This window comes from Dyadobacter luticola, assembly GCF_005860805.1.
Taxonomy (GTDB): domain Bacteria; phylum Bacteroidota; class Bacteroidia; order Cytophagales; family Spirosomataceae; genus Dyadobacter; species Dyadobacter luticola.
This window is the reverse complement of record NZ_VCEJ01000004.1, coordinates 1338402-1363457: the sequence shown is the minus strand read 5'-3', so window position 1 is coordinate 1363457 and position 25056 is coordinate 1338402. Positions and strand designations below refer to the sequence as shown.

11 protein-coding genes are annotated in these 25056 nt (G+C 48.1%); all 11 read right to left on the bottom strand.

Annotated features, from left to right (window positions below; genetic code table 11):
- Nucleotides 1-2385, bottom strand: coding sequence for an ABC transporter permease (locus tag FEN17_RS16310; protein WP_138366397.1), 2385 nt, complete (start codon nt 2383-2385; stop codon nt 1-3).
- 58 nt (nt 2386-2443) lie between these two features.
- Nucleotides 2444-4825 carry an ABC transporter permease gene (locus FEN17_RS16305; RefSeq protein WP_138366396.1) on the bottom strand — a complete coding sequence of 794 codons (2382 nt, stop codon included), beginning with the start codon at nt 4823-4825 and terminating at the stop codon, nt 2444-2446.
- A gap of 37 nt (nt 4826-4862) precedes the next feature.
- Complete coding sequence (locus FEN17_RS16300) at nt 4863-7250, bottom strand: ABC transporter permease (protein ID WP_138366395.1); 2388 nt, start codon at nt 7248-7250, stop codon at nt 4863-4865.
- A 35-nt stretch (nt 7251-7285) separates the two neighbouring features.
- Entirely contained in the window at nt 7286-9700 is a 2415-nt protein-coding gene (locus FEN17_RS16295; RefSeq protein ID WP_138366394.1) for an ABC transporter permease, read from the bottom strand.
- Between the two features lie 159 nt (nt 9701-9859).
- On the bottom strand, nt 9860-10276 hold the full coding sequence (locus FEN17_RS16290; protein WP_138366393.1) for a hypothetical protein: 417 nt from the start codon (nt 10274-10276) through the stop codon (nt 9860-9862).
- Between the two features lie 100 nt (nt 10277-10376).
- Nucleotides 10377-12758, bottom strand: coding sequence for an ABC transporter permease (locus FEN17_RS16285; RefSeq protein WP_138366392.1), 2382 nt, complete (start codon nt 12756-12758; stop codon nt 10377-10379).
- Nucleotides 12759-12773: 15 nt separating this feature from the next.
- Nucleotides 12774-15143 carry an ABC transporter permease gene (locus FEN17_RS16280; protein ID WP_138366391.1) on the bottom strand — a complete coding sequence of 790 codons (2370 nt, stop codon included), beginning with the start codon at nt 15141-15143 and terminating at the stop codon, nt 12774-12776.
- Between the two features lie 27 nt (nt 15144-15170).
- Nucleotides 15171-17603 (bottom strand): ABC transporter permease, encoded by a 2433-nt coding sequence (locus tag FEN17_RS16275; RefSeq protein ID WP_138366390.1) that lies wholly within the window; start codon nt 17601-17603, stop codon nt 15171-15173.
- A 43-nt stretch (nt 17604-17646) separates the two neighbouring features.
- The gene (locus tag FEN17_RS16270; protein WP_138366389.1) at nt 17647-20115 is read right to left on the bottom strand and encodes an ABC transporter permease; all 2469 of its coding nucleotides are present in this window, start codon (nt 20113-20115) and stop codon (nt 17647-17649) included.
- Between the two features lie 42 nt (nt 20116-20157).
- Nucleotides 20158-22560 carry an ABC transporter permease gene (locus tag FEN17_RS16265; protein ID WP_138366388.1) on the bottom strand — a complete coding sequence of 801 codons (2403 nt, stop codon included), beginning with the start codon at nt 22558-22560 and terminating at the stop codon, nt 20158-20160.
- A 10-nt stretch (nt 22561-22570) separates the two neighbouring features.
- Entirely contained in the window at nt 22571-24982 is a 2412-nt protein-coding gene (locus tag FEN17_RS16260; RefSeq protein ID WP_138366387.1) for an ABC transporter permease, read from the bottom strand.
- Nucleotides 24983-25056 lie beyond the last annotated feature (74 nt).

The window sequence follows — 25056 nt, the reverse complement described above, 5'->3', positions numbered from 1 at the left end:
CTACTCACTTTTTAGAGATTGTACCGGATTTACCAGTGCGGCTTTAATGGCTTGAAAACTTACGGTCAGTAATGTTACGGTTAGTGCGCCGATACCAGCCACGGCAAAAATCCACCAGGACATTTCGGTTCGATAACTGTACTTTTCGAGCCAGTTTTGCATAAAATACCAGGCGAGAGGGCCGGATATCAGGCAAGAGACGAGCACGAGAAAGACAAATTCTTTGGACAAGAGCTGCCACAAACCGGCTACCGAGGCGCCCAATACTTTGCGGATACCGATTTCTTTGGTGCGTTGCTCGGCGACAAATGATGCCAGTCCAAACAGGCCGAGACACGAGATGAATATGGCGAGTACCGCGGAGAAGGTTGTCAATGTGCCGATGCGCTCCTCGTCGTTGAACTTCCGGGCATAATCCTCGTCGGCAAAGGTATATTGGAACAGATTTTCAGGATCATACTTATTGAAAACCGCCCCGATCTTCGCGACTGCCGCCGAAGCGCTTGCCGAGGGTTTTATTTTAATGTTGGCACGATCGAGCCGAGTGTAGTTCAGGAAGAAAATCGTTTGTTTAGCCGGCTCATAAGGCGACTGCGTCACAAGGTCTTTGACCACCCCTATCACTTTATATTTCCCGTTTTTGCCCCACTGGATCAGCTCACCCACCGGATTTTTCAGCCCCATATATTTTACTGCGGCTTCATTAAGGATAAAACCCATGGAATCGGTCGCAAATTCTTTCGAAAAATCCCTACCTTCTGTCAGCTTCCAGCCTATGGTTTTTCCAAATTCATGCGTGATACGAAGTGTTACAAACTCATCGGTTATGGCAGGATCTTTCCCGTTCCAGGTAAAGCCGCCGTTTGTAACATACGTGTTGGTAATAGGTGAATCGGTGGCGGTAACTTCCTCTACTACACCGGTATTCAGCAAGTCGGTGCGGAATGCAGCATAATGTTTAAAAATTTCCTGCGACTTGATCGGGCTGCTAAGCAATTGCTGACGGCTGTATCCGATCGGCCGGTTTTTGGCAAATTGTACCTGCCTGTAAACAATGATTGTACCAATGATCAGCGTAACTGAAACAGTAAATTGGATCACCACCAGCGCCTTTCGCGGCGAGCCCGAAAACCGGCCGGTGTTCAGCTTGGACTTAACCCCTTTCAATGCCGCGATCGGTTTGAATGATGACAGGTAAAGTGCCGGATAGCTGCCCGCAACCAGTCCGGTAAAAAGAACAAACCCGACACATCCCAGCCAGAAATAAAGTCTGTCGAATGGAATAATGATCTGCTTATCGACCACTTGATTGAATGTCGGCAGCGCCAGTACCGTCAGCGCGAGCGACAGGATAAATGCTATCGTGACCACCAGCAGCGATTCACTCAGAAATTGCAGTGCCAGCTGACTTTTCGCAGATCCGACGGCTTTTCTGACACCGATTTCTTTGGCCCGCTTTTCACTTCGGGCCGTATTCAAATTCATGAAATTGATACAAGCCAGCAGCAGCACAAACAGCCCGATGATCCCGAAAAGCCAGACCCTGTCAATCCTGCCGCCGATATTCACGCCGTTTTTAAACTCCGAATAAAGATTCCATTTCTGCATCGGGTGCAGGAAAATCAGTGCCTCATATTTTGCTTCTTCCTTATCGACATTATTGATTTTGGCTTTACCGATCGCCGCCGAAACCTCCTCCATTTTGGAGTTTTGTCCTATCTCGACATAGATATTGAACCAGTTATTGCCCCAGCTGAGCCAATCGGGCAGGTCTTTTTCCAAAAGTTTCCAGGGCGCGATAAATGCCAGGTCTTTGAATGACGAATTTGGCGGCAGGTCGGCATAAACACCCGAAACCCGAAGTGTGTGCTTATTATCAATGTGAATGATCTGGTTGACCGGATTGGCATCACCAAAAATCGCCTTACCCGCCGACTCCGAAAGCATTACCGAGTTGAGGTCAGAAAGCCCGCTCCGGGTACCTTTCAACATTTTAAGTGAAAGCATTTCAGCCACTTCCATTCCCATATAGTTGCCGGTTTGCGTGACTTTTTTGTCGGCATAACTCAACAAATGTTCCCCCGTCCCTCCTGCTATCACAATGTGTTTAAAATGGCTGCCGTACTTACTCCGCAACTCCTCTTCAAGCTGCTTGGGCAGTCCGCCATTGGTTTCGACATTGCCGTTAAATTTCTGGTTTTGCATGACCTGCGCGATGCGGTCATAATGCGCGTGGTTTTGATTAAACGAAAGTTCATCAAAAACCCAAAGTCCGATAAGCATCGCCACCCCCATTCCCACAGCCAACCCGCCAATGTTAATGGCAGCATGACCACGGTTTTTCAAAAGGTTGCGAAGGGCGATTCTTAAATAGTTTTTCAGCATGGGGGATGTTGGTTTATGCCTGACAATCAATAACTATTAATGACAACCAATGACTTCTTCACTCACTCCTCAGCGACTTCACCGGGTTCATTAATGCAGCTTTGATACTTTGGAAACTGACTGTGGCGATGGCGATCAGGACGGACAGCAGGCCAGCGAGGGCGAACATCCACCATTCAATGTCGATTTTATAGGCGAAACCTTGGAGCCACTGGTTCATCAGCCACCACGCGAGCGGCGAAGCGATGATGATGGCGATGGCTACGAGTTTCAGAAAATCTTTTGACAACAAGGCGACAATGCCTGCTACCGATGCGCCAAGCACTTTGCGGACGCCGATTTCCTTGGTGCGCTGCTCGGCGGTGAATGTAGCCAGCCCGAAGAGTCCGAGACAAGAAATGAATATTGCCAGAAAAGCAAAATAGTTTGATAACTTGCTCACTACCTGCTCACTCTGATATTGCCGGGCATATTCCTGGTCGGTAAAATTGTAGGTAAAAGGATATTTCGGATTCAGTTTTTTACAAATTTTTTCGATTGCTGCCAGCGCCTGGGTGGTTTGCCCTGCCCGGAGCCGGATGATGGCGCTGCCACGTCTTTCTTGAAATTGCAGGTTAGCGATCATTGGCCGGATCGTGCTGTGGAGGGATTGGAAATGAAAATCTTTCAGCAGGCCCACGATCCTTACTGTGCGGTCGCCCCACTTGATTTCCTTGCCGACCGGATCTTTGAAGCCCATCGCCTTCGCGGCAGCTTCGTTGATCATCACCGCGAGGGAATCGGTTTTGAATGCGCGTGAAAAATCACGTCCGTCCACTAGTTTCAGGTCCATGGTTTTGACAAAATCATAGCCGACTGCTACCGGCGTGAACCTTACTCTATCATTAGGGTCACTGCCCGGCCAGGAAATACCCTCCGTACCCGAACCATTTGAAGCAGGATTCGAAGTCATACTTGAAATGTCTTTCACACCGGGTACCTGCGTAAGCTCTTCCTGCAATACTTCGAAATTTTTCGTCAAATCGCCTTCCAGCGGGAAATAAATCAGGTTCTCACGATCATAACCCAGGTTTTTCGTCTGCACATAATCCACCTGTTTATAAATAATAATCATCCCCACGATCAGTATAATCGACAACCCAAACTGAAAAACCACCAGCCCCTGACGCAGGAAGGTTGATTTGGTACCAAATTTCAGCCGTGACGACGCACCGCCTTTCAAAATCCTGATCGGACTAAGCGACGAAAGGAAAAATGCAGGATAACTGCCTGCTACCAGTCCGGTAATCAGTAATAAACCAGCCAGGACGCCCCAGAAAGAGATGTTACTGACTGGAAGTATAATGTTCTTTTCGGTAAGTGTATCGAAAGAAGGCAGCGCCAAACCAACAATCAAAACCGCGAGGATCACCGACAAAACCGACAGTAAAATCGCCTCGCCCATAAATTGACCCACCAACATTGAACGCATTGCACCCACCACCTTTCGCACGCCCACTTCCTTCGCCCGCTTGGCTGAACGTGCGGTGGCGAGGTTCATGAAATTGATGCAGGCAATGAGCAGGATAAACACCGCCACAAAACTGAAAAGCCGCACATACTCAATGCGTCCGCCGTCCATGTGGTCCCCCTTAATGTTACTATTAAGGTAATATTCGTGGAAAGGCTGCATCGCCAGCTGCGTTTTAAAAGGCTTGCTGCCGTCGCGGTTATACTTGTCGAGCAAATGCTTGATCTTGGCTTGCACTTTGACGGGATCCGCGTCTTTTCTGATCTTGAAAAAGGTCAGCGGATCGGTGCTGTCCCAACCCTTTGCCCACTCATTATCCTGCACAAAACCCTCCCAATTACGCAGACAGTCGAATTTCAGCGTGCTGTTTTTACCAATATTTTCAAAAACCGCGGTCACCATCAACTCCTTACGGTTATCAAATTTGATCGACTTCCCGATCGCGGCCTGCGGACTGCCAAAGAAAAGCTCTGCCATGTCGCGCGAAATCGCCAGACTGTTTGGATCTTTCAATGCTGCCTCGGGCGTACCTTCCAGCAATTTGAAACTGAACATTTTGAAAAAATCCGCGCTGGCAGCATTGGTTTGCTGTTTATGGATTTTGCTGCCCAGCGAAAAAGTTTCGTTGCTCGGCCATTCATAAGGTGTCGTCATTTCAATTTCCGGCACCGATTTTTTTAATTCCTCAGCCAGCGGCCCGGGCGTCCAGATCACGCCCTGTACCTTCCCGCTGAAATATTCCTTCATATAAATCCGGAAAAGCTGGTCCTTATTGGCGTGGAATGCATCGACGCTCAGCTCATCCTGAATCCAAAGCATGATCATCAGGCTGCAAGCCATACCCAAAGCAAGCCCCAGCACATTAATCCCGGAAAAAGTTTTGCTTTTAATCAGGTTTCGGACAGCGATTTTGATGTAGTTTTTGAACATAGGGGATCTGGGGTTAAGTTAGTATTTGTCAGGGTTGTCACTCACTCCTCAGAGACCTGACCGGATTTAACAAAGCAGCTCTGACGCTCTGAAAGCTTACCGTCATTAATGCGGTACAAATCATGATCAGACCGGTGATGGCGAACATCCACCATTCTATGTTGATCTTGAATTCGAAATTTTTCAGCCACTGGCTCATGACGTACCAGGCGATGGGCGAGGCAATCATGATGGCGATCAGAACGAGTTTCAGGAAATCCTTTGATAATAAAGTAACAATGCTACCCACCGACGCGCCCAAGACTTTGCGGACGCCGATCTCTTTGGTACGTTGCTCGGCGGTGAATGTGGCCAGACCGAAAAGACCCATGCAGGCGATGAGTACCGCGAGGAATGTTGAGACTTCGATCAGGCTGGCTGTACGGGTTTCCGATTTGTAAGCTTGCGCAAGAGTCTCGTCGAGGAAGGAATATTCGAAAACTTCGTTCGGATAGGTCAATGTCCAGGATTTTTCAATGTACGCCAAAGCGGCTTTCACAGACTCTGCACTTGTCTTTTCACTTTGCAGTTTAATCCCGGCCTGGTAAAAGTTATTTGGTACAACCTGAATGAGCGTCGGGTCGATTTTTTGATGTAAGGAATTAACATTGAAGTTTTTAACAACACCGACGATCGTCGCAAATTCATCACCGTCACCGAAATAGATTCGTTGCCCCACTGCCTCCCGGGGACTTTTAACACCGATCCGATCCAGGAAAATTTCGTTTGCCAGTACTTTTAAATCAGTGGTATCGCTGTCTTTCAGCGGCTCTCCCGCCAACAGTTTTATCCCGTAAGTGTCCAGAAAATGCGAGTCGCCCATTTTCATCTGCGTTTTGACCTCCGTCATTTTTGGGCCCTGCCTGAACTGCATGCCCTGCATCCAGTTACTCTCCGCGGATGCGCTGTTGAAAGAGAAACTGACATCCTTGATTTGGGCGGATTTTGTCAGCTGGTTACGGAGCGTCAGTAACTTTTCGGGCTTATTATCTGGTAACCCGACCGTGATAATGGCCGCCTTGTTGAAACCCAGATCCGCGTTCCGGAAGAAGCTCAGCTGCCGATTGATCATCAATGCACTGGTAATCAACACCAGTGATACAGTAAACTGCACCACCACCAAGCCCTGCCGCAGGGAAAACCATTGATTGTGTTTCGTGACAACATTACTTTTCAACGCCCAGATTGGTGACATACCCGAAAGCCTGAGCGCCGGGTAAAAGCCCGCCAGCAGTGTCGTGATCAATGCCAGATTTCCGGCGAACAAGGCGGTCTGCGTGTTAAAAAGATCGTCATTTGTTAAAGGTATTGCCAACATAGAAGCCACATTGGGCAATAACTGGACGCTTAATATGCCTGCCAAAATCGTCGCCAGGACGGTTGTGAGCGCCGCTTCGGTGATAAATTGGGAAATAAGTAATTTTCGGTTGCTGCCGATCGCTTTGCGGATACCCACTTCCTTGGCGCGCTTAAACGCCTGCGCTGTACTGAGATTGATAAAATTGAAACAGGCGATCAGGAGCACCAGCAGCCCGATGAAAGATAGTATTTGGAGCAAACCAACATTCGCTTGCCTGTCGGCGAGATTTCTGGAATAATGCAGCTCCGACAAAGCCGCCAATTTGAAACGCTTGTCTGCCAGCGCATCCTTGCCCATGTATTTTTCGATAATGTGCGTAAAACGGTTGTCCAGATCATACGGCTGCACACCTTTTTTGAGCAGTACAAACACCTGAAAATTGTCATTCCAGCCATTCCAGCGGTTTTGATCAAAATCCGGGTCCAGATTTTTGAGGGTAGAAAACGATACCATCAGATTGAACGCAAAGCTTGTCGTGGACGGATAATCCTCGATCACACCCGCTACCAAAAGGTCCTGCTTGTTATCAATCCGCATGATTTTACCCAAGGCATCTGCCGTGCCGAAATATTTGAGCGCATAATTCCGTGTGAGCACCACGGTATTTGGCTGCGTCAATGCGGTGGCCGGATTACCGGAAAGCCACTTGTAATCCAGCATCCGGAAAGCACCCTGATCCGCAAAAACAAATGATTCCCTGAACCGTTTGTCCCCGGCCGAAAATGTTTTGTTGATTTTAAGAAATGGCGCAGTCAACTCGGCTTCCGGCAAGTCGGTCCGAAGTGCATTGCCCATGCCGGTGTATAGCCCCGGATAAGTATGGCCTTCTTTAATGTTTTCATTTTCAACCCGATAAATCCGGTCCAACCGCGATTGCGACAGGTCATAGCTGGTCTCGTGCCGGACGACCAAAAAGATGAGAATCGCACAAGCCATCCCAACAGCCAGCCCGGCAACATTGATAAATGAGTAGCCTCTGTTTTTCAAAAGGCTCCGAAAAGCGATGGTGATTTGGTTTTTTAACATTTTTATGGATTTAGGGTTAATGTTTCCGAAAACCGCTATTCACTCTTAAGCGATTTCACCGGATTCACCAGTGCCGCTCTGATACTTTCGTAACTAACTGTAAGCAATGCTATTCCGATCGCGACGACGCCTGCCAAAGCGAATACCCACCATTCGATGTTGATTTTATAAGCGAAATCTTTTAGCCAGGTGTGCATACCGTACCAGGCAAGCGGAGAAGCGATGAGAATTGCGAGTGCTACCAGGCGCACGAAATCTTTGGAAAGCAGCGAAACAATGCTGAAAACCGACGCCCCGAGTACTTTACGTACACCGATTTCCTTCGTGCGCTGGATGGTCGTAAATGCCGCCAGCCCGAACAATCCGAGACAAGCGATGACGACCGCCAGTCCTGCGAAAATGCCAAACAGAGCGCCGATGCGTTGCTCGGAAAGATACATTTGGTTGAAACGCTCATCCATAAACGAATAAGAAAAAGGCGCGTCGGTGGTGGCTTTCCACTTTTTTTCGAGAAGACTTATTACGCCCTGAACATTGTCGGTACGAAGGCGCAGGGCGATCTGGTAACCGTCGCCTCCGAAAGCCATCACGAGCGGGGCGATGGTGGTATGGAATGATTCGAAATGAAAATCTTTCGTGACACCGATCACTTTATACGTCCTGACGCTGCCTGGACTGCCGTTTCCAATGCTCCTGATCGTTTTGCCAATCGGATTTTTCCAGCCAAATTGCTTCACGACGGCCTCATTGACCAAAACCGCAGCACTGTCCGTCCCGAATGATTTCGAAAAATTCCGCCCGGCCGCGAGCTTAATACCCAGCGTCGGAAGATAATGTTCATCGATTTGATAGGTCCTGAAACGATAAGCCGTCGTGTTACTTCCCGCATCCTCAGGCACGTAGCCGTCGGTACCATTGTTGGAAGGCCCCGCCGGAATGTACCCTGCGAGCGTCACATCGGCCACCTGCGACAGCTTTGCCACTTCTTCTTTAAATGCTTTGGATTTATCTCCCAGCAGGTAAGTGTCTTGCAGGATCAGCACCTGTTCTTTGTCGAAACCCAGTTTTTTGTTTTGTATAAACCGCAGTTGCTGATACACGACAATGGTGCCGATAATCATCCCGATAGAAACCACAAACTGAATGGTAACCAGCGAATTACGCAACCAACCGGTTTTGATCCCGAGCTGCATTTTGCCTTTCAGCACGGCAATGGGCTTGAATGAAGACAGGAAAAACGCGGGATAGCTCCCGGCAAGAATACCTACCACGAGACAACCTGCTATGGCACAGGCGATCATTTTTGGATTCAAAATGAAATGGAGATCAAACTGCTTGCCAGCCAGCTCGTTAAACTGCGGCAACACAAGGATGACTACCACAAATGCGGCCAGTAATGCGATGAATGTGAGCATGACCGATTCTGTCAGAAACTGCCGGACAAGCTGCATTCTCACAGATCCCATCGCTTTGCGGATACCAACTTCCCTCGCGCGGCCCGCGGATCCAGCCGTGGAAAGGTTCATAAAATTGATGCAGGCGATCAGCAGGATAAATGCCGCGATGACCGAGAAAATGTATACGTACTTCACATTGCCATTCGCGTCAAGTTCGCTTTCCAAATTGGAATGCAGGTGAATGTCGGTCAGCGGCTGAAATTTAAAGGAGAAACTATCGCCCTTTTTCAGGTATTCGTCATAGCTCATGCCCAGAAATTCCTGTAGTTCCGGGCCAATGTATTTGCGTACGATCTGGCTGCTTTTTGCATTCAGCTTGGCAACCTGGACACCCTTTTTTAGCAACAAATACGTCGTAGCTCCGCTGGCAAGCCATTTCTCTCCGAGATTGGCCCCTTTAATGTTGCAAAAGAAATCGAAGTGAAAATGTGCATTGGACGGCACGTCCTTGGCGACGCCGGTCACCCTGAAAAGCCTGTCCCCTATTTTCAGGCTTTGCCCTACGGGATCTTTTTTACCAAAATATTTCGTCGAGGTAGTTTCGGTCACGACCACCGTATTAGGCTCGGAAAGTGCCGTTTTGGGATTTCCTTTCAGCAAAGGAAATGTGAAGACATCAAAAAAATTGGAATCTGCAAAAGCTACCCTCGTCTCTTTGAACTGTTTCTGATCGTATTTGACAAGAAACGACCCTTCCGTTTTAATGCGCGTAAATGTTTCAATCTCAGCATAATCGCGCAAGACCGCAGGCCCGGCTGGGGCTGGCGCATTGGCAATGTTGATCTCCTTGCCGCCAATGCTGCCGTGGAATGTCAGGCGGAATATCCGGTCGGCATTTGCATTGAATTTATCATAGCTCAGTTCGTGCTGCACAAAAAGCAGGATGAGCATGCAGGTGGCCAGACCGATAGCGAGGCCCAGGATGTTGATAATGGCAAATGCCTTCTTGTTACGAAGACTGCGCCAGGCAATTTTAAAGTAGTTTTCGAGCATGGTCCAGGACTTTCAATTCGGATACCTACTCTTTATTAATTCTATACCAAATTCGCAATCGCCTGATATTTAATTTGTTAACCATTAATAATGAAATTAGCTGTCCGAAATCGAACAGCTAACCGGACTATTTTGAAAATCTGATAAATGCTATAAATCTTAAAAGTTGGTAAAGTGAAGTTCGTTTCCGTATACCACGGTATCATCTTCCAGGATGGCGTATGCACGGTAATATATTTCATTGGTACAAACCTGTGGTCCGGTTGCACCTTTGATACCTGGTTGAAATGGCAGGTCAAGGACCACTTCGTAATCAACATTGACGACCGGATTGGGATGCACCTGATTAACACCCCGAGCAGTTAGCACAACACCGAATTTTTTGACAGGCATTGTTCCTACGCTAATCACATTTGCAGAGAAAAATGTACCGCATTTAATCCCGGACGGCGCACTTGTTACGGCGAGTGTCTCTATTTCGGGAAGGACGGAAGGCATCGCGTGGTCGGTGCAGGAATTGCTGATAACAGCCAAAAGAAGACAAGACAAGGCCCTGACGTAAAAGTTACGAAGCATGGTAGCGTTGTTTTAGTGGTGAGCAAATGATTATCAGACAATTATACAACTTATTATTACCATTATTCAACAAGTTTACCAGAAAGCTCCTGTAATGTTACTATTCGTTCCGCAGTGACCGGACCGGGTTTTTCAATGCTGCATTGATCGCCTGGAAACTGACGGTAAGCACGACGATCAGCATCGCTGCAAGCACTGTCATGATAAATATTCCCGGGTCTAAATCAATCCGGTAGTCGTAGTCTTTGAGCCACTCACGCATGGCATACCAGCCGATAGGTGCCGCGATCACGAAAGAAATTATCACGAGTTTCACAAAATTACCTGTCAGAAGATTTACAATGCTGGCGACAGAGGCGCCGAGCACCTTTCTCACACCGATTTCCTTGGTGCGCTGCTGGGCGGTATAGGCGGCCAGCCCGAACAAACCGAGGCATGAAATAAAGATCGCCAGTCCGGTAAAGATGCCCGTCAATGCCCCTGTCAGCTGCTCTTGTGCAAATCGGGACTTGTAATTTTCATCGGCAAAAGAATATTCGAAAGGATAACCCGGATTGTATTTTTTAAAAATACCTTCGGCTGTTTTCAGGTTTTGCGCCATCGGATTTTTAGGACTCAGCCGAATGCTGATCCACTGATGCGGCAGCAGCCCGCCAGGTCCTTCAATAATAGCAGGCTTGACAGGCAAGTATGGCGATTCGTAAATAAAATCCTTGACCACACCCACTACATGCCAGTCGGTATCCTGGTAGCGTATCACCGTCCCGACAGCATTTTTCAACCGCATTGCTTTTACGGCGGTTTCATTCAAAACGACCGCTGTGGTGTCGGTCGGGAATTTAGTCAGGTCGATTTCGCGACCTTCCAGCAGGGTTACGCCTGTGGTTTTAACAAAATTCTGGTCTGCGCCGAAGAGGTCGAACTCCACATTCTTATCGGTCTCGACGCTACCGGGAAACTGTACGCCCCACTGCCGTGAGTTAAGGCTCATCGCTGGGCCTAGTGATTTGGTAGCCGAAACTGCTACACCGCTGGATACGAGTTCGTCGCGGACGGCTGTATAATGTTTCTCCAACTCGCCAGGCAGCGCTGTGATCAGCAGGTTACTTTTATCATATCCGCTAGCGCGGCTTTCGCCATAATCAATCTGTTTGCGGATGACCAATGTGGAAATGATGAGAATGATGGCAAATGTAAATTGCATGACTACCAGCCCTTTTCGTGGCGAGAAGGCAGCATGGGCATGGGTGTAAATACCTTTGATTACTTTGGAAGGCTGAAACGACGACAGGAAAAACGCCGGATAACTCCCCGCCAGCAAGCCCGTAAAAAGCACGAATCCTATCACCGACGTCCAGAAATAAACAGAACCCAGATCGGGATAAAGCCGCCTTCCGATGAGGTTATTGAATGCTGGCACAGCAGCCACCAGAATAAGCGCCGCAAAAATACTGGCAAGAAAAGCCAGTAGTACGGACTCCGTCATGAACTGCAGTACCAGCGAACCTTTGGGCGCACCAGCCACTTTGCGGACGCCGACTTCCTTAGCCCGTTTTTCACTCCTTGCCGTGCTCAGGTTTACAAAATTCACACAGGCGATCAGCAGAATAAAAGCCGCAATAATGCCAAACAGCCTGACTGTCACAATGCGCCCTTCGACCAACTTGCCATTTTCTATTTTGGAATATAAGTACCATTTGCCGGCAGGATGCAGGAAAATTTCCCGATGTGCAACATCGTCGATCATGCCTTTCAGGTGATTGGCCGTCACTTTTTTAATCTTCTGCTCAACTGCCGTCACATTAACGCCCTCTTTCAATGTGAGGAATGTAAAGTAGTTATTGTTATTCCATTCGTTTTTGGCCCAGCCCGGTTTTTGAAAAAACAACCACGGCAAGAAATAATCGCGATCCTTGAACTGGCTGTTTTCAGGCAAATTTTCCATCACGGCTGAAACCAGAAAATTATCCTTATGGTCCATCTGAATGGTTTTCCCGATGGCGTCGGTGGTACCAAATAAATTTTCGGCGAGGCGTCGTGTGATCACGATGCCATTGATTTCTTTTAGCAAATCCTTCCGGCTGCCCGACAAAAGCTGAAAGTCAAAAACATCGAAAATATCAGGATCGGCGAATGCACCCTGGGTGTTGACATTTTTATCTTCCACCGAAAACAGCAAGGTCAGCGGTGCATAGCGCGTCACATTCTCAATGTCGGCGTAGGACGATTTCAGCTCCGGCGCGAGCGGCGGCGGCGTAGTGCCCCAAAGTGTTGGTTCATTATTAAAAACATCTCGGTTATACACCTGGTAAAGCCTGTCGGTCTTTTTGTAAAACCGGTCAAACTCCAATTCGCTGCTGATCCAGAGAAAAATCAGCACCGAAGCCGACATCCCAACTGCAAGCCCGGCAATGTTGATAAAAGCATACCCCTTGGCACGAAGGAGGTTTCGGAGGGAGATTTTTAGGTAGTTTAGGAACATGGCGGATCTTTGGGATTATTCACTTTTAAGAGACTCAACCGGATTCACTAGTGCTGCCTTGATGCTTTGGAAGCTGATCGTCAGCAATGCCACGGCTACGGCCAAGATGCTGGCCACCAAGTAAATCCAGACGGGGATGGTGATGCGGTAGGAGAAATCCTGCAACCATTTATCCATGAAATACCAGGCCGCGGGCAGGGCGATGACGATGGAAATAAGGATCAGTTTTACAAAATCTTTGGAGATCATCGCAACGATACCTGCCACCGAAGCGCCGAGTACTTTGCGGATGCCGATTTCTTTGGTCCGCGTCTGAGCTGTGAATGTTACCAGCCCGAAAAGTCCCATGCACGCGATGAAAATGGCTACGCCGGTGAAGACGGAGAACGTTTTGGACATGCGGATCTGGGTTTTGAATGTTTCGTTGAACGCATCATTCAGGAAGTAATATTCGAAAGGTTTATCGAGCTCGTACTTTTTGAAAATATCGCCGATAGCTTCTACTTTTTCTTTCACATTGCTTTTGGCATCTAGCCTTGCATAAATGATCGCGCTGGCACCGCCGAACTTCAAAATGTTGGTCGTATCGCTGACAATGAACACACCCACGCCGTGGATACCCTGTGCGGGGGAGTCGTAGTTGAAATCTTTGACAATCCCCGCAATTTCATTATCGATCACTTTTTGCCCGATCGGGTTTCCTTTGATTCCCAGTTCCTTAATGGCAGTTTCATTAAGCAACACGTGACTACGATTTTTGTAGTTGCCTGCCACCGGCGCTGTCTTCCATTTCAGTCCCAAAGTGTTAACAAATTGATTGTCCGTCATCATACTCACGATGCCTACGTCTTTTTGGGTCGTCAAATTCTTGGCAAACCATATATTAAATCCTTTGAATAACTCTGAGTTAGTAGTAGTCACATTCCTCACGCCAGCCTGGTCACGAATTTCATTCCGCAACGCGAAGTAATTCTTTTCCAGCGATTTACTAATCGGAATTGCCAACACCTGATCTTTGTAAAGTCCGAGCTGCTTGTTTTGCATAAAATTCAACTGGTGTCTTACGACCAGACTGCACACGATCAGAGCGATGGAAACGGTGAATTGAAAAACCATAAATAACCTCCGCAAAGCTGCTCCGCCCCGGTTTCCCGAAAATCTTCCTTTCAAAACTTCCAGTGGATTGAAAGCAGAAAGCACCAGCGCCGGATAGCTTCCCGCCAATATTGCTGTGACGACAAGAAGCGCGAACAAAAAAGCTATAAATGAGGGTGATACCAGAAAAGCCGTATCGATATGCAGATCAAGCAGGTTGAAAAAAGGCTGCATAAACAGCTGCACAAAACCAAATGACAAGACAAAAGCGATCACGCACAGCAGCACCGATTCGGCGTAAAACTGTTTCATCAATCCTTTTCTTCCCGAACCGACCACTTTGCGTACCGCCACTTCCTTGGAGCGCAGCGTGGCGCGGGCAGTAGTGAGGCTCATGTAGTTGAATAGTGCGAGGAAAAGAATTAGCCCGGCGATTCCGGCAAAAATCAGGATCAGCCCGGTATTTCCTGAAGCGTTAAAATCGTTGCCCAAATGTATCCCGGCAAAAGGTTCAAGCGTGTAAGCAGCTTTTGCGTCAAATGCGTCCGGATTAGTATTTTGTTTTTTAATGGTTTTTTCCACCGACGCCACCGATTTTTCTGAATCCAAAAACAGGTAAGTCGTGAATACCCCGGCATTGTCAAAGTTCTTCTTATTCTGCTCACTTAGCTGCGGATAAGTCAGTATAGAAGTGACAAAATCAAATTGAAGGGATGAATTGGAAGGCGGATTTTCCGCGATTCCCGCGACCTGCATGGCGTGAATGCCGTCGTATAACAATACTTTTCCAATCGGATTTTCCTTGCCAAAGTATTTTTTCGCCGCACGCTCCGAAATAATAAGGGTGAAAGGTTTGTCGAGAATACGCTTCGGGTCCCCGTATTTTAATTTAAATGAAAAAACATTGAAAAGCGACGGATCGGTAAACATAAAATGTTCCTCGTAAGCGACGTGATTATCTTTCGGATTTTTCATCACCACCTTATCGTAGCTCGGCAGCACCCGCACAAAATCCTGCACGTGCGAGCCCGAAGACTTCAATGTCGGCGCGAATTTGGGAGAAAAACCGGTCATTTGTAAATTTTCCCCATTCATATCGATCTTCGCCAAAACCCGGAAAATCTGCTCGTGGTTTTTGTGAAACTTGTCGTAGCTCAGTTCATGCATCACAAACGACATGATCAGCACCGACACCGCCATGCCCAACGCGAGCCCGATAATGTTGATCGAAGAGTAAGTTTTGTTGATCGCCAGGTTACGAAACGCGATTTTCAGGTTGTGTCGAAGCATAATTCAATGGGTTAAGGTTTCAACTACTTACTCACTTTTCAAAGACTTCACCGGATTCATCAGTGCAGCCTTGATACTCTGAAAACTAACCGTCACAAAAGCTATCACCACCGCCATTACCGCACCCGCGGCGAACATCCACCAGCTAATGTTGATTTTATATTCGAAATCCTGTAACCATTTGTTCATCAGGTACCAAGCTACGGGTGAGCCGAGCAGGATGGCGATGAAAACCAGGAGCAAAAAGTCTTTTGAAAGTAAGCCAACGATACCGGCAACAGATGCGCCGAGTACTTTGCGGACGCCGATTTCTTTCATCCGCTGCTGCGCCATGAAGGTAGCCAAGCCGAACAATCCGAGGCAGGCGATGAATATGGAGAGGCCAGCGAAAATCTGGTATAAAAGGCTGATCTGCCTGTCTTGTTTGTAAAAATCCTCAATGCTTTCATCAAAGAATTTCCCCTGAAAGGCGACTTCGGGGAATACATTGGCGTAGGTTTTCTGGATGCCGTCCACGGCTTTGGCCAGGTTGTTCGTACGAATTTTGATGCCTCCCTGCCAGTAAAATTGCTTCATCGGCATGATCACGATGGGCTTACTGGCGTCACGGGCGGAGTTGGCTTTGAAATCTTTTACCACCCCGACGATCGGCTGCCACTGGCCGCCGCCCATTTTAATGTTCATACCGATCGCTTCGTCCGCGCTTTTGATACCTACCTTTTTCAAAAGTGTCTCGTTCACCACGCAGGAGCCTGTCGAATCGCCTCTTTCATAACCTTTTCCAGCCACAAACTGCAAGCCGAATGTTTTGAAATAATCCTCGTCGGCGAACTTGTTGAACACCTGAAAATCTTCGTCCTTGCCCCGGTTGCCAAATGCAAAGTTGCCCGACCAGTTATCGTCGGAAGAAGGTACGTCGGAGGAAAAACTGATGGATTGAATGTCCGGATTTTGCAATAATTCATTTTTAAATGTCTGCTGACGGCTAATGTAAGCATCGTCCATGGTGACGGAATACACGCCTTCTTTGGTAAAACCAAGGTCCAGCTCGCGGACGTATTTCATTTGGGTAACCGTCACAATGGTACCTACTACCAAAATCTGAGAAACGCCGAACTGAATGATAATCAGTAATTTCTGCAAGGAAACACCTGCCAGCGAGCGGTTGGCCACTTTGCTTTTAATCGCCTCGATGGGCTGAAAACCGGACATGACGATTGCGGGATAAAATCCTGCAACGAAGCTGACAAGCAGCGCCAAAGCCAGGATAAAAAGCCACAATGTCGGATTAGTAACCACCGGAAGATCGGCCGGGACTTGCGAGATTTTTCCCAAAAGCGGCATACTTACCACGGCAAGCGCGACGCCGAGCACGATGGAGCAGGCGACGATCAGGAATGTTTCGCTCAGAAACTGGCGGATCAGCTCTATACGACTGCTGCCCAGTACTTTGCGAACGCCTACTTCCTTCGAGCGACGGGCGGATTGGACGGTTGCGAGGTTGATAAAATTGATACAAGCCATCGAAATGATGAGCGCGCCGATCACGATGAGTGTCCAGAGCACGCTGCGGTCGATGGTGTGTCCGGAGAAATTGTTTAGCCGGCTGTCGTAATGCTGGTCGGCCAGCGGGGCGAGGAATTGGGTGATCTTCGACTTGTCGCTGCGGTCTTTGTAATGTTTGTCAATAAAACCAACAAACTGTTTTTCAATGGCTTGGACAGTCACTTTTTCGGGCAGCATCACAAAAAGCTGGTCATTGCTGCTGGTACCGCCCCAGCTTTCAAACCCGCCCCAGCCAAACGCCAGCGGCTGTTTTCTTTTGGATTCGTAGGAAATCACGATATCCATCGGGAAGTCGGTATTGAGTGGCGGGTTTTCGAGGATACCGCCCACTTTCATCACCGTTTTGTTATTGATCTTCAAAAACTGACCAACAGCCTGCTGCCAGTTTCCGAAATATTTCTCCGCCTGCCGCTGCGACAAAACGACCACATTAGGTTCAATCAAAACATTCTTGGAACCATTTAACCAGGCAAAATCAAACAGGTCAAAAAACTCCGGAGTTGTCAAAATTCCCAGATCTTCTTCCTTGAATTTCTTGTCATTAGCCTGACTATCTGCATTTTTACCCAGCACGGTCACCTGCGGGTCCATGGTGCCATAAACCGGCACAACTTTGCTCAGCTGCGGAATATCCACTTTCAGCGCCGCCTCGTAAGGCAGCGGGCTGCCCGGCGTATAATCAATCTGCCCGGTCGCATACTGCGTCTTCCGCGCGATCCGGTAAATGCGGTCATAGTTTTTGTGAAACTGATCAAACCCCGATTCATAGTTGTAAACCACATACAACAACAAACAAGCCGCCACCCCAATCGACAACCCAAGCACATTCAGGATCGTGTAGTTACGGTAGCGAAGCAACGCGCGGGAGGCGATTTTCAGGTAGGATTTTAGCATTTTGTTAGTTTGGTATGATATGGTCAGGTGTTGTCAGGGATTGTCATTCACTCCTCAAACTCCTCACCGGATTCATCAGCGCTGTTTTCAAGCTTTGGACGCAGATGGTTAGTAATGTTAATGTGAGGAGCAATATCGGTGGGACCAGGAATACGGAGATGCCCAGGCCCATGTGGAATGCGTAGCTGTCGAGCCAGGATTTGGCGGTAAAATAGATGATCGGGATGGCGATGAGGGAGGCGATGCAGACCAGTTTGACAAAATCCCTGGAAATCAACACCAGCAAACCGCTTACCGACGCGCCGAGCACTTTGCGGATGCCGATTTCTTTGGTCCGCAGCCTGATTACGAAACTAGACAAGCCGAGTAAACCCATGCAGGCGACAATTACCGCCAACACTGAAAACAAGCCGAAAACATTTGCCAGACGACTATCTGCCTGATATTGACGGTTGAAATATTCATCCAGGAAAAAGTATTCGAAAGGGTTTCCAGGAAATGCCTTTTTGTAAAGCTTCTCCACATTCGCAATGCTTTTTGCCGCATTTGCACCTTTCACATTGACGGAAATATATTTCCACTCCGTGCGGGTCGGATAATAAAAAAGGATCGGGTCAAATTTTTCTTTTAGCGAGCGCTGGTGGAAGTTTTTCACCACGCCGACAATCTTACAGCTCAGGTCGTACTGCCCCAAAGTGAATTTAATATCCTTATCAATCGCTTCGGCCGCATTTTTATAGCCTAATGCGGTCACCACTTCTTCGTTGACCATCACATTACTCACGCCGGCAGAATCCATTTTCGACTGGTCCATGGCATCGAAGTTTTGTCCCGCCGCCATCTCAATGTGATAGGTAGGAACAAAATGTTCGTCAATTTCCATCAGGTAAGTCGTGAAATTGTGCTGCTTGTCCTGATTGGCGCGGCGGACGCTATTGCGATACCGGATCATATTACCCGGAATGTCCGATGTGGCAGTCGCATTGGTGACGGAAGTTTCCTGATGAATTTCAGATTTGAAATAATCGTATTTGGTAAAAATCGTGGTATCTGCTATCACCGGCGCTTTGACGACCAAAACCTGGTCTTTTTTATAACCCAGATTCCCGTTCCGCATGTAATTAAACTGCTTCACAACCACGAATGTGGCGGCGATGAGTATGATGGAAAGCGCAAATTGGAATGATACCAGCACCCGCCGCAAAGAAATCCCCGAGCGCGACTGAATAATGAGACCTTTGAGCACTTTGGCAGGCAAATAAGAAGAAAGCACAAAAGCGGGGTACGCCCCTACCAGCAATGCGCCGGCGCAGAAAACGCCCAGCACCGAAAGCCAGAATGTTGGCTCGCTTCCGAGGCCGGTTGAGAAGAAACCTGCACTGATATCTTTGCCGATGAAACTATTGAAAACCGGCACGAAGGCCAGGATGATCCCCGTCGCGATGAACAATGCGATAATGTTAATGATCAGAGATTCGAGCAGGAACTGACTGACCAACTGATTTTTAATGGCACCGACCACTTTCCGCAGCCCGACTTCCTTGGCACGCTCGATGGATTTGGCGGTGGATAAATTGACGTAATTGATCCACGCGATGAACAGAATAAATGCGCCGATGATGCCCAGGAAATAGATCTCCTTCTCGCTTCCGTTGGCTTCCGCTTCTTTTAATAGATTGGATTTCAGGTGAATGTCGGTGATGGGCTGCAAATCGAAGCTTGACTTGAAGTTGAGCTCGCGCTGCGTTTTGCCCAGGTATTTTTCGATGAATGCCGGAAACTTTGCTTCCAGTTTTTTGACATCTGTATTCGGGGCGAGGACGACATAATTGTAAAATTCCGGCCAGGTCCACATATCAAGACCCCAGTCATGCCCGACGGTTTCGAAGGAGATCAGCATATCAAATTTGATATGTGAATTTTCAGGAATATCCTTGAAAACGCCCGTCACTTTAAAAGGCATGATCCCATTCAGCTGGATCACTTTCCCGATCGGATCCTGCGTACCAAAATATTTCTTCGCAGTTGCTTCGGAAACGACCATCGTGTTTTTGGCGGTGAGGCAAGTTTTTCTGTCGCCAGCCGCCAGCGGGTAGGAGAATACATTGAAAAAGGAGGCATCGGCTATGTAAATATTGCCCTCATTGAACGTTCGCGGCTCCCCTTTCCCACTCTGGTAGGTCATCGTGGACGCATTCATGAAGAGGGAAACATTCACTAGGCGGGTATAATCCAGCACTTCGGGAAAGTCTTTTTTCATCGCCGGCCCTACCGCGGGATGGTTCGCAGCCGTTTTGGGAACATTGGCAAAACTACCGGAATACGATATAGGTACCCGGTAAATGTTCTGCGCATTCTTGTTAAACCTGTCGTAGCTTTTTTCAAAATAAACATATTGAAAAACAAAAAAACAGGCCGCCATACCCAGCGCAAGACCCAGAATATTAATAGCCGAAAATGCCTTATTCCGCCAAAGATTCCTGCGGGCGATTTTGAAATAGTTTTTGAACATATAGAGATCGGGGTTTGGGAAAAGGCTGGGTTTTGGTCATTTTCACTCACTCTTCAAAGACTTCACCGGATTCATCAATGCTGCTTTAATACTCTGGAAACTGATGGTAAACAATGCGATGGCGACAGAAATGATACCGGCGAGCGCGAAAACCCACCAGTTGATTTCGGTGTGGTAGGCAAATTCCTGTAACCAGTTGCGCATGCCGTACCAGGCGATGGGCGAGGCGATGACGATGGCGATCAAAACGAGTTTCAGGAAGTCCTGGGATAATAAAGTGACAATGCTGCCTACTGAGGCACCCAGTACCTTCCGGACGCCGATTTCTTTGGTCCGGAGCTCGGCCATGAACATGGACAGCCCCAATAAACCGAGGCAGGAAATGAAGATGGCGATACCCGCGAAAATCCCGAAAAGCGTCTGCTGGGTTTGTTCCCGGGCATAAAGCTGGCCGAAACGCTGGTCAAGGAACTGATATTCAAAAGGTGCTTCCGGGAAACGCGCATTCCAGACCGACTCAATGTGACTGATGGCTTGTTTGACATTATTTCCTGCGACGTGCACGGAAACCCGGCCCAGCCTGCCCTGCTGCTGGAACATGGCGATCGGCGCTACTTTCTGGTGCAGGGATTCGAAATGATAATCTTTGGTGACACCTATAATGTTGCCGCGGACATCGCCGTAGCCAAATCTTGCGCCGACTGCCTCAGCGGGATTTTTCCAGCCCAGCAATCTGACAGCAGTCTCATTCAGAATAAAACCCGAAGTTTTGTCTGTCGGAAAATCCCTCGAAAAATTCCTTCCGGCAGCCATTTTGATCTGGTAAGCCGGAATAAAATCCTCGTCCACGGACAATGATTTAATGTTGATATCGGCCGGGGCCAGGCTATCGCCTTTCATAACAAAAGCCTCCCAGGAATCGAGCAGGCGGCCCGACGGAATTCGGGAAGAGCGGCCTACTTCTTTCACGGCCACATTTTCCTTCAACCGCTCGCGGATACTTTCAAAGTTCGTTGCCGAGTCATCCGGCACATTGAAAACGATGACCTGATCTTTGGAATAACCTAATTTATAATTGCGGATATATTGCATTTGCGTGTAAACCACCGTCGTGCTGATGATCAGTACCACGGCAATCGCAAACTGGACAATGACCAGAGACTGGCGCAGCTTTCCATTTTTCAGCGCGGCCGCGATCTTGCCTTTTAATACGCTAATCGGTTGGAAGGAAGTCATGAAAAACGCCGGGTAACTTCCGGCTAACAGCCCGGTAAACAGCGTGATCGCGGCTAGTATTGCGAGGAAGGTCGGGTCTAGCAATGCATTAAACGTCAGGCTCTTCTGGGTAAAATTGTTGAGCGCAGGCAAGCAAAGTATGACGATCAGCAAAGCGAGCACAACCGAAACAAATACCAGCAACACCGATTCGCTCAAAAACTGGTTGATCAGCTGAGAACGCACCGCGCCGATCACCTTCCGCATGCCCACTTCCTTGGCGCGGGTAGCCGACTTGGCCGTCGCGAGGTTCATATAATTGATGCAGGCGATCATTAGAATGAAAAGCGCGATCGCCGAAAACAGGTACACATACTGAATATCCCCGTTCGCCTCGATCTCCGAATCCAGGTGTGAATGCAGGTGAATATCAGTGAGTTTGGTTAGGGTTAAAACAGAATATTTCGAAGCATTGGCCTCGATATGTTTATTCTGAAATGCCGGAAATGCTTTGGTCAGCTTTTGAGCCTCGTATCTTTCAGGCAAAAGCAAAAAGGTCGAAAATGAATTATTGCCCCAGTTGGTCCGAAGTCCCTCGGCGCCGTAAACCCGGGGATCATTCAATGTTGAAAATGATAGCAGAATGCCCGGGTGAAAATGGGATTGTGCAGGAAGCGGCTCAAAAACGCCTGTAACAGTATAATCAAGCTGATTATCCAGCCTGATCACCTTGCCGATCGGATCTTCTTTGCCAAAATACTTCTCCGCAATCGGTTTGGAAAACATGACCGAAAACGGATTTTCCAATGCTTTGTCCGGGTTACCCTGCGTCACATGGAATGAAAAAACCTTGAACAGATTAGGCTCCGCGGCAAACATGTTCTCCTCCCTGAACGCATTATCCTTATACTTTACCAGCGCATCGGTTTCCAGCAAGCGTACTACCTGCTCAACTTCCGGAAAATCCTGGCGAATCAGCGGCCCAAAAGGCGGCGCGGCATGGCCAAGTCGCAAAGATTCGGTCCCGTCTTTCGAAAGGAATGTGCGGTTCAACCGGTAAATCCGATCCGCATTCGCATGGAACCGGTCATAGCTGAGCTCATCCTTGACATACAAAGCCAGCAACAAAAAACAGGCAAGCCCTATCGCCACCCCTGCAATGTTGATAATACTAAAAGCCTTGTGTTTCAAAAGCGTACGGAGGGCGATTTTTAGGTAGTTTCTGAGCATGGCAGTTGTTTTATTCACTCCTAAGCGACCTCACCGGATCGGCCAGTGCGGCTTTGATGCTTTGGAAGCTGATGGTTAGTAATGTAATAACGATGGCAATGATGGCGGCCAGGACAAAAACCCAGGCACTAATCTGAATACGGTAGGCGAAATCTTCCAGCCAGCCGCTCATGAAGTACCAGGCGACGGGCGAAGCGAGAATGATCGCTGCGAAAATCAGTTTCATAAAGTCGCGTGAAAGCAGCATCACAATGCTGGCTACCGAGGCGCCAAGTACTTTTCTGACACCGATTTCCTTGGTGCGCTGTTGGGCGATGAAAGCGATCAAAGCAAACAATCCGAGGCAGGAAATGGCGACCGTGATGACAGAAAACAATTCCAAGATCGTGGAAACCTTGTTTTCAGCTTTGTACATTTCATCAAATTCCGAATCCAGAAAATGATATTCGAAAGGCCGCATCGGGAAATTCTCTTTCCAGCTTTTCTTTAAAACTTCCACGGCTTCGGTCGCGTCGGCTCCGGAAACTTTCACCATGACTTTTCCAAAATAATTGTATTCCGGAATGATGGCGATAGCGCCGATTTTCTCGTGCAGCGACCTGAAATGAAAATCCTGTGCAACCGCCTTGATTTTTCCTCTTCTGCCGTTCATATTCACACTTTTACCGATCGCCTGAGTCGGCTGCCAGCCCATGGCTTTTACCGCAGATTCGTTGAGAATAAATGCATAAACGCGCAGATCAAAACTGTCTACCGTAGCTTGCGCAATGTCGGTGTCATTGAAATTTTCGCCGGCTACCAGCTTCATACCCAATGTCGGCACGAAATCTTTTTCAACCGGGATAGCCGTAATGTTCATTCCGGAACCCTGCGGTTTTTCGTCCGCGGAGATCGTGTAGCCACCCTGCACATTCACAGGCGAATCATAGGATGCGGAGACAGATTTTACTTTTGAATTGTTGAGCAGCTCATTTTTGAGCGCAGCCAGTTTACTTGTTGAAATCCCCGAATTCAGATCCAGGACAATGATCTGATCAGGATTCATGCCCAGGTTTTTATGCTGAATAAAATAGAGTTGCTGGTTGGCGATAATGGTTGCAATGATAAAAAGCATGGAAATCGCAAACTGGAAAACAACCAGAAAAGACCGCAAAGCGCTGCCACCCGAAGATGAAATCAGCGGTCCTTTCAAAACTTTGATCGGCTCGAATTTAGAAAGTACTGCTGCTGGGTAAGCTCCTGATAATAAGGTTACCACAATGATCATGGTTAACAATGCCAGCGGGAAAGAATAACCCGGCCAGACTGCGAGATCGAGCGTATTGCCAGTAAGGTTGCTAAGCCCCGGCAAGCAAACCAATGCGATTAACACACCAAAAAATGTTGCTGAAAGTGTAATAATGGCACTTTCTAATAAATGTTGGCGGAAAAGCTGCATCCGCACGGCGCCCATTACTTTCCGTACCCCTACTTCCCTGGCGCGCATGGCCGAGCGGGCGGTGACGAGGTTGATAAAATTGATACAGGCGATGAGCAAAATCAGTATCGCCACGCCCGAAAGCACATAAATGTATTTGTAATCCCCGGCGGCCTCCAACGCATTTCCCGCCTTGGAATACAGGTGAATGCGCTCGAAAGGTTCGAGTTCCAGCTTTACCTTGACGGATGGATTCTGCGGATCTTCCAGGTTTTGTTTTGTAAACTGATCGACTTTCCCCTGCAATGTTTTCAGGCTGGCATTAGGCCGCAGTAACAGATAGGTATAGTCATTCGCGGAGTCAAAAGCTTCGGTTTTGGAGCGGGGAAGCGTACTGTAACTGCCCAGCCAGTTGAATTTAATGTGGGAATAAGAAGGCACATCTTTGATAACCCCGGTGATCTGCAAAGTATATTTTTCATTCATTTTCACAGACTTACCGATTGCACTGGCACTTCCGAAGAATTTTTGCGCCGTAGTCTGGTCAATGACCACCGAATTAGGCTGTGAAAGTGCCGTAGCCGGGTCGCCTTCTACAAATGGAAATGAAAATATCTGGAAGAATGTAGAGTCGGCAAAGAGGATCTTTTTTTCATTATAAAGCTTATCCTCATACTGTACCGGCACCGCGCCATAGCCGCTCAGCGCATACAGCCTCACCGCCTTTTCGATCTCCTGAAATGAGCGTGAAAACACGGGCGCCACCGCAGTAGGTGTAATTGCAATGTGCACGGGCGCACCTTCGCCGGATTGATATTGCAGATTCACCCGCGCGATGCGGCTACCTTTTTCCTGAAACCGGTCGTACCGGGCTTCATGCAAAATATAAGTCGCCAGTAACAAAAAACACCCGATGCCGATGGCAAGGCCCGCAATGCTGACAAATGAGTTGGTCTTATATTTCCAGAGACTGCGGAATGCTATTTTGAAATAATTGCGGATCATAGGTGCTGGTATTTGGTATTGCGTCTTCACGCGCGTGGCAAGTGGCTGCTGGCTTGGGCAATAAATTTATGCCA

Bases quoted from the DNA above. Each gene is read 5' to 3' on its own strand.
- FEN17_RS16310 (WP_138366397.1), bottom strand. From the start codon at position 2,385: ATGCTGAAAAACTATTTAAGAATCGCCCTTCGCAACCTTTTGAAAAAC.
- FEN17_RS16305 (WP_138366396.1), bottom strand. From the start codon at position 4,825: ATGTTCAAAAACTACATCAAAATCGCTGTCCGAAACCTGATTAAAAGC.
- FEN17_RS16300 (WP_138366395.1), bottom strand. From the start codon at position 7,250: ATGTTAAAAAACCAAATCACCATCGCTTTTCGGAGCCTTTTGAAAAAC.
- FEN17_RS16295 (WP_138366394.1), bottom strand. From the start codon at position 9,700: ATGCTCGAAAACTACTTTAAAATTGCCTGGCGCAGTCTTCGTAACAAG.
- FEN17_RS16290 (WP_138366393.1), bottom strand. From the start codon at position 10,276: ATGCTTCGTAACTTTTACGTCAGGGCCTTGTCTTGTCTTCTTTTGGCT.
- FEN17_RS16285 (WP_138366392.1), bottom strand. From the start codon at position 12,758: ATGTTCCTAAACTACCTAAAAATCTCCCTCCGAAACCTCCTTCGTGCC.
- FEN17_RS16280 (WP_138366391.1), bottom strand. From the start codon at position 15,143: ATGCTTCGACACAACCTGAAAATCGCGTTTCGTAACCTGGCGATCAAC.
- FEN17_RS16275 (WP_138366390.1), bottom strand. From the start codon at position 17,603: ATGCTAAAATCCTACCTGAAAATCGCCTCCCGCGCGTTGCTTCGCTAC.
- FEN17_RS16270 (WP_138366389.1), bottom strand. From the start codon at position 20,115: ATGTTCAAAAACTATTTCAAAATCGCCCGCAGGAATCTTTGGCGGAAT.
- FEN17_RS16265 (WP_138366388.1), bottom strand. From the start codon at position 22,560: ATGCTCAGAAACTACCTAAAAATCGCCCTCCGTACGCTTTTGAAACAC.
- FEN17_RS16260 (WP_138366387.1), bottom strand. From the start codon at position 24,982: ATGATCCGCAATTATTTCAAAATAGCATTCCGCAGTCTCTGGAAATAT.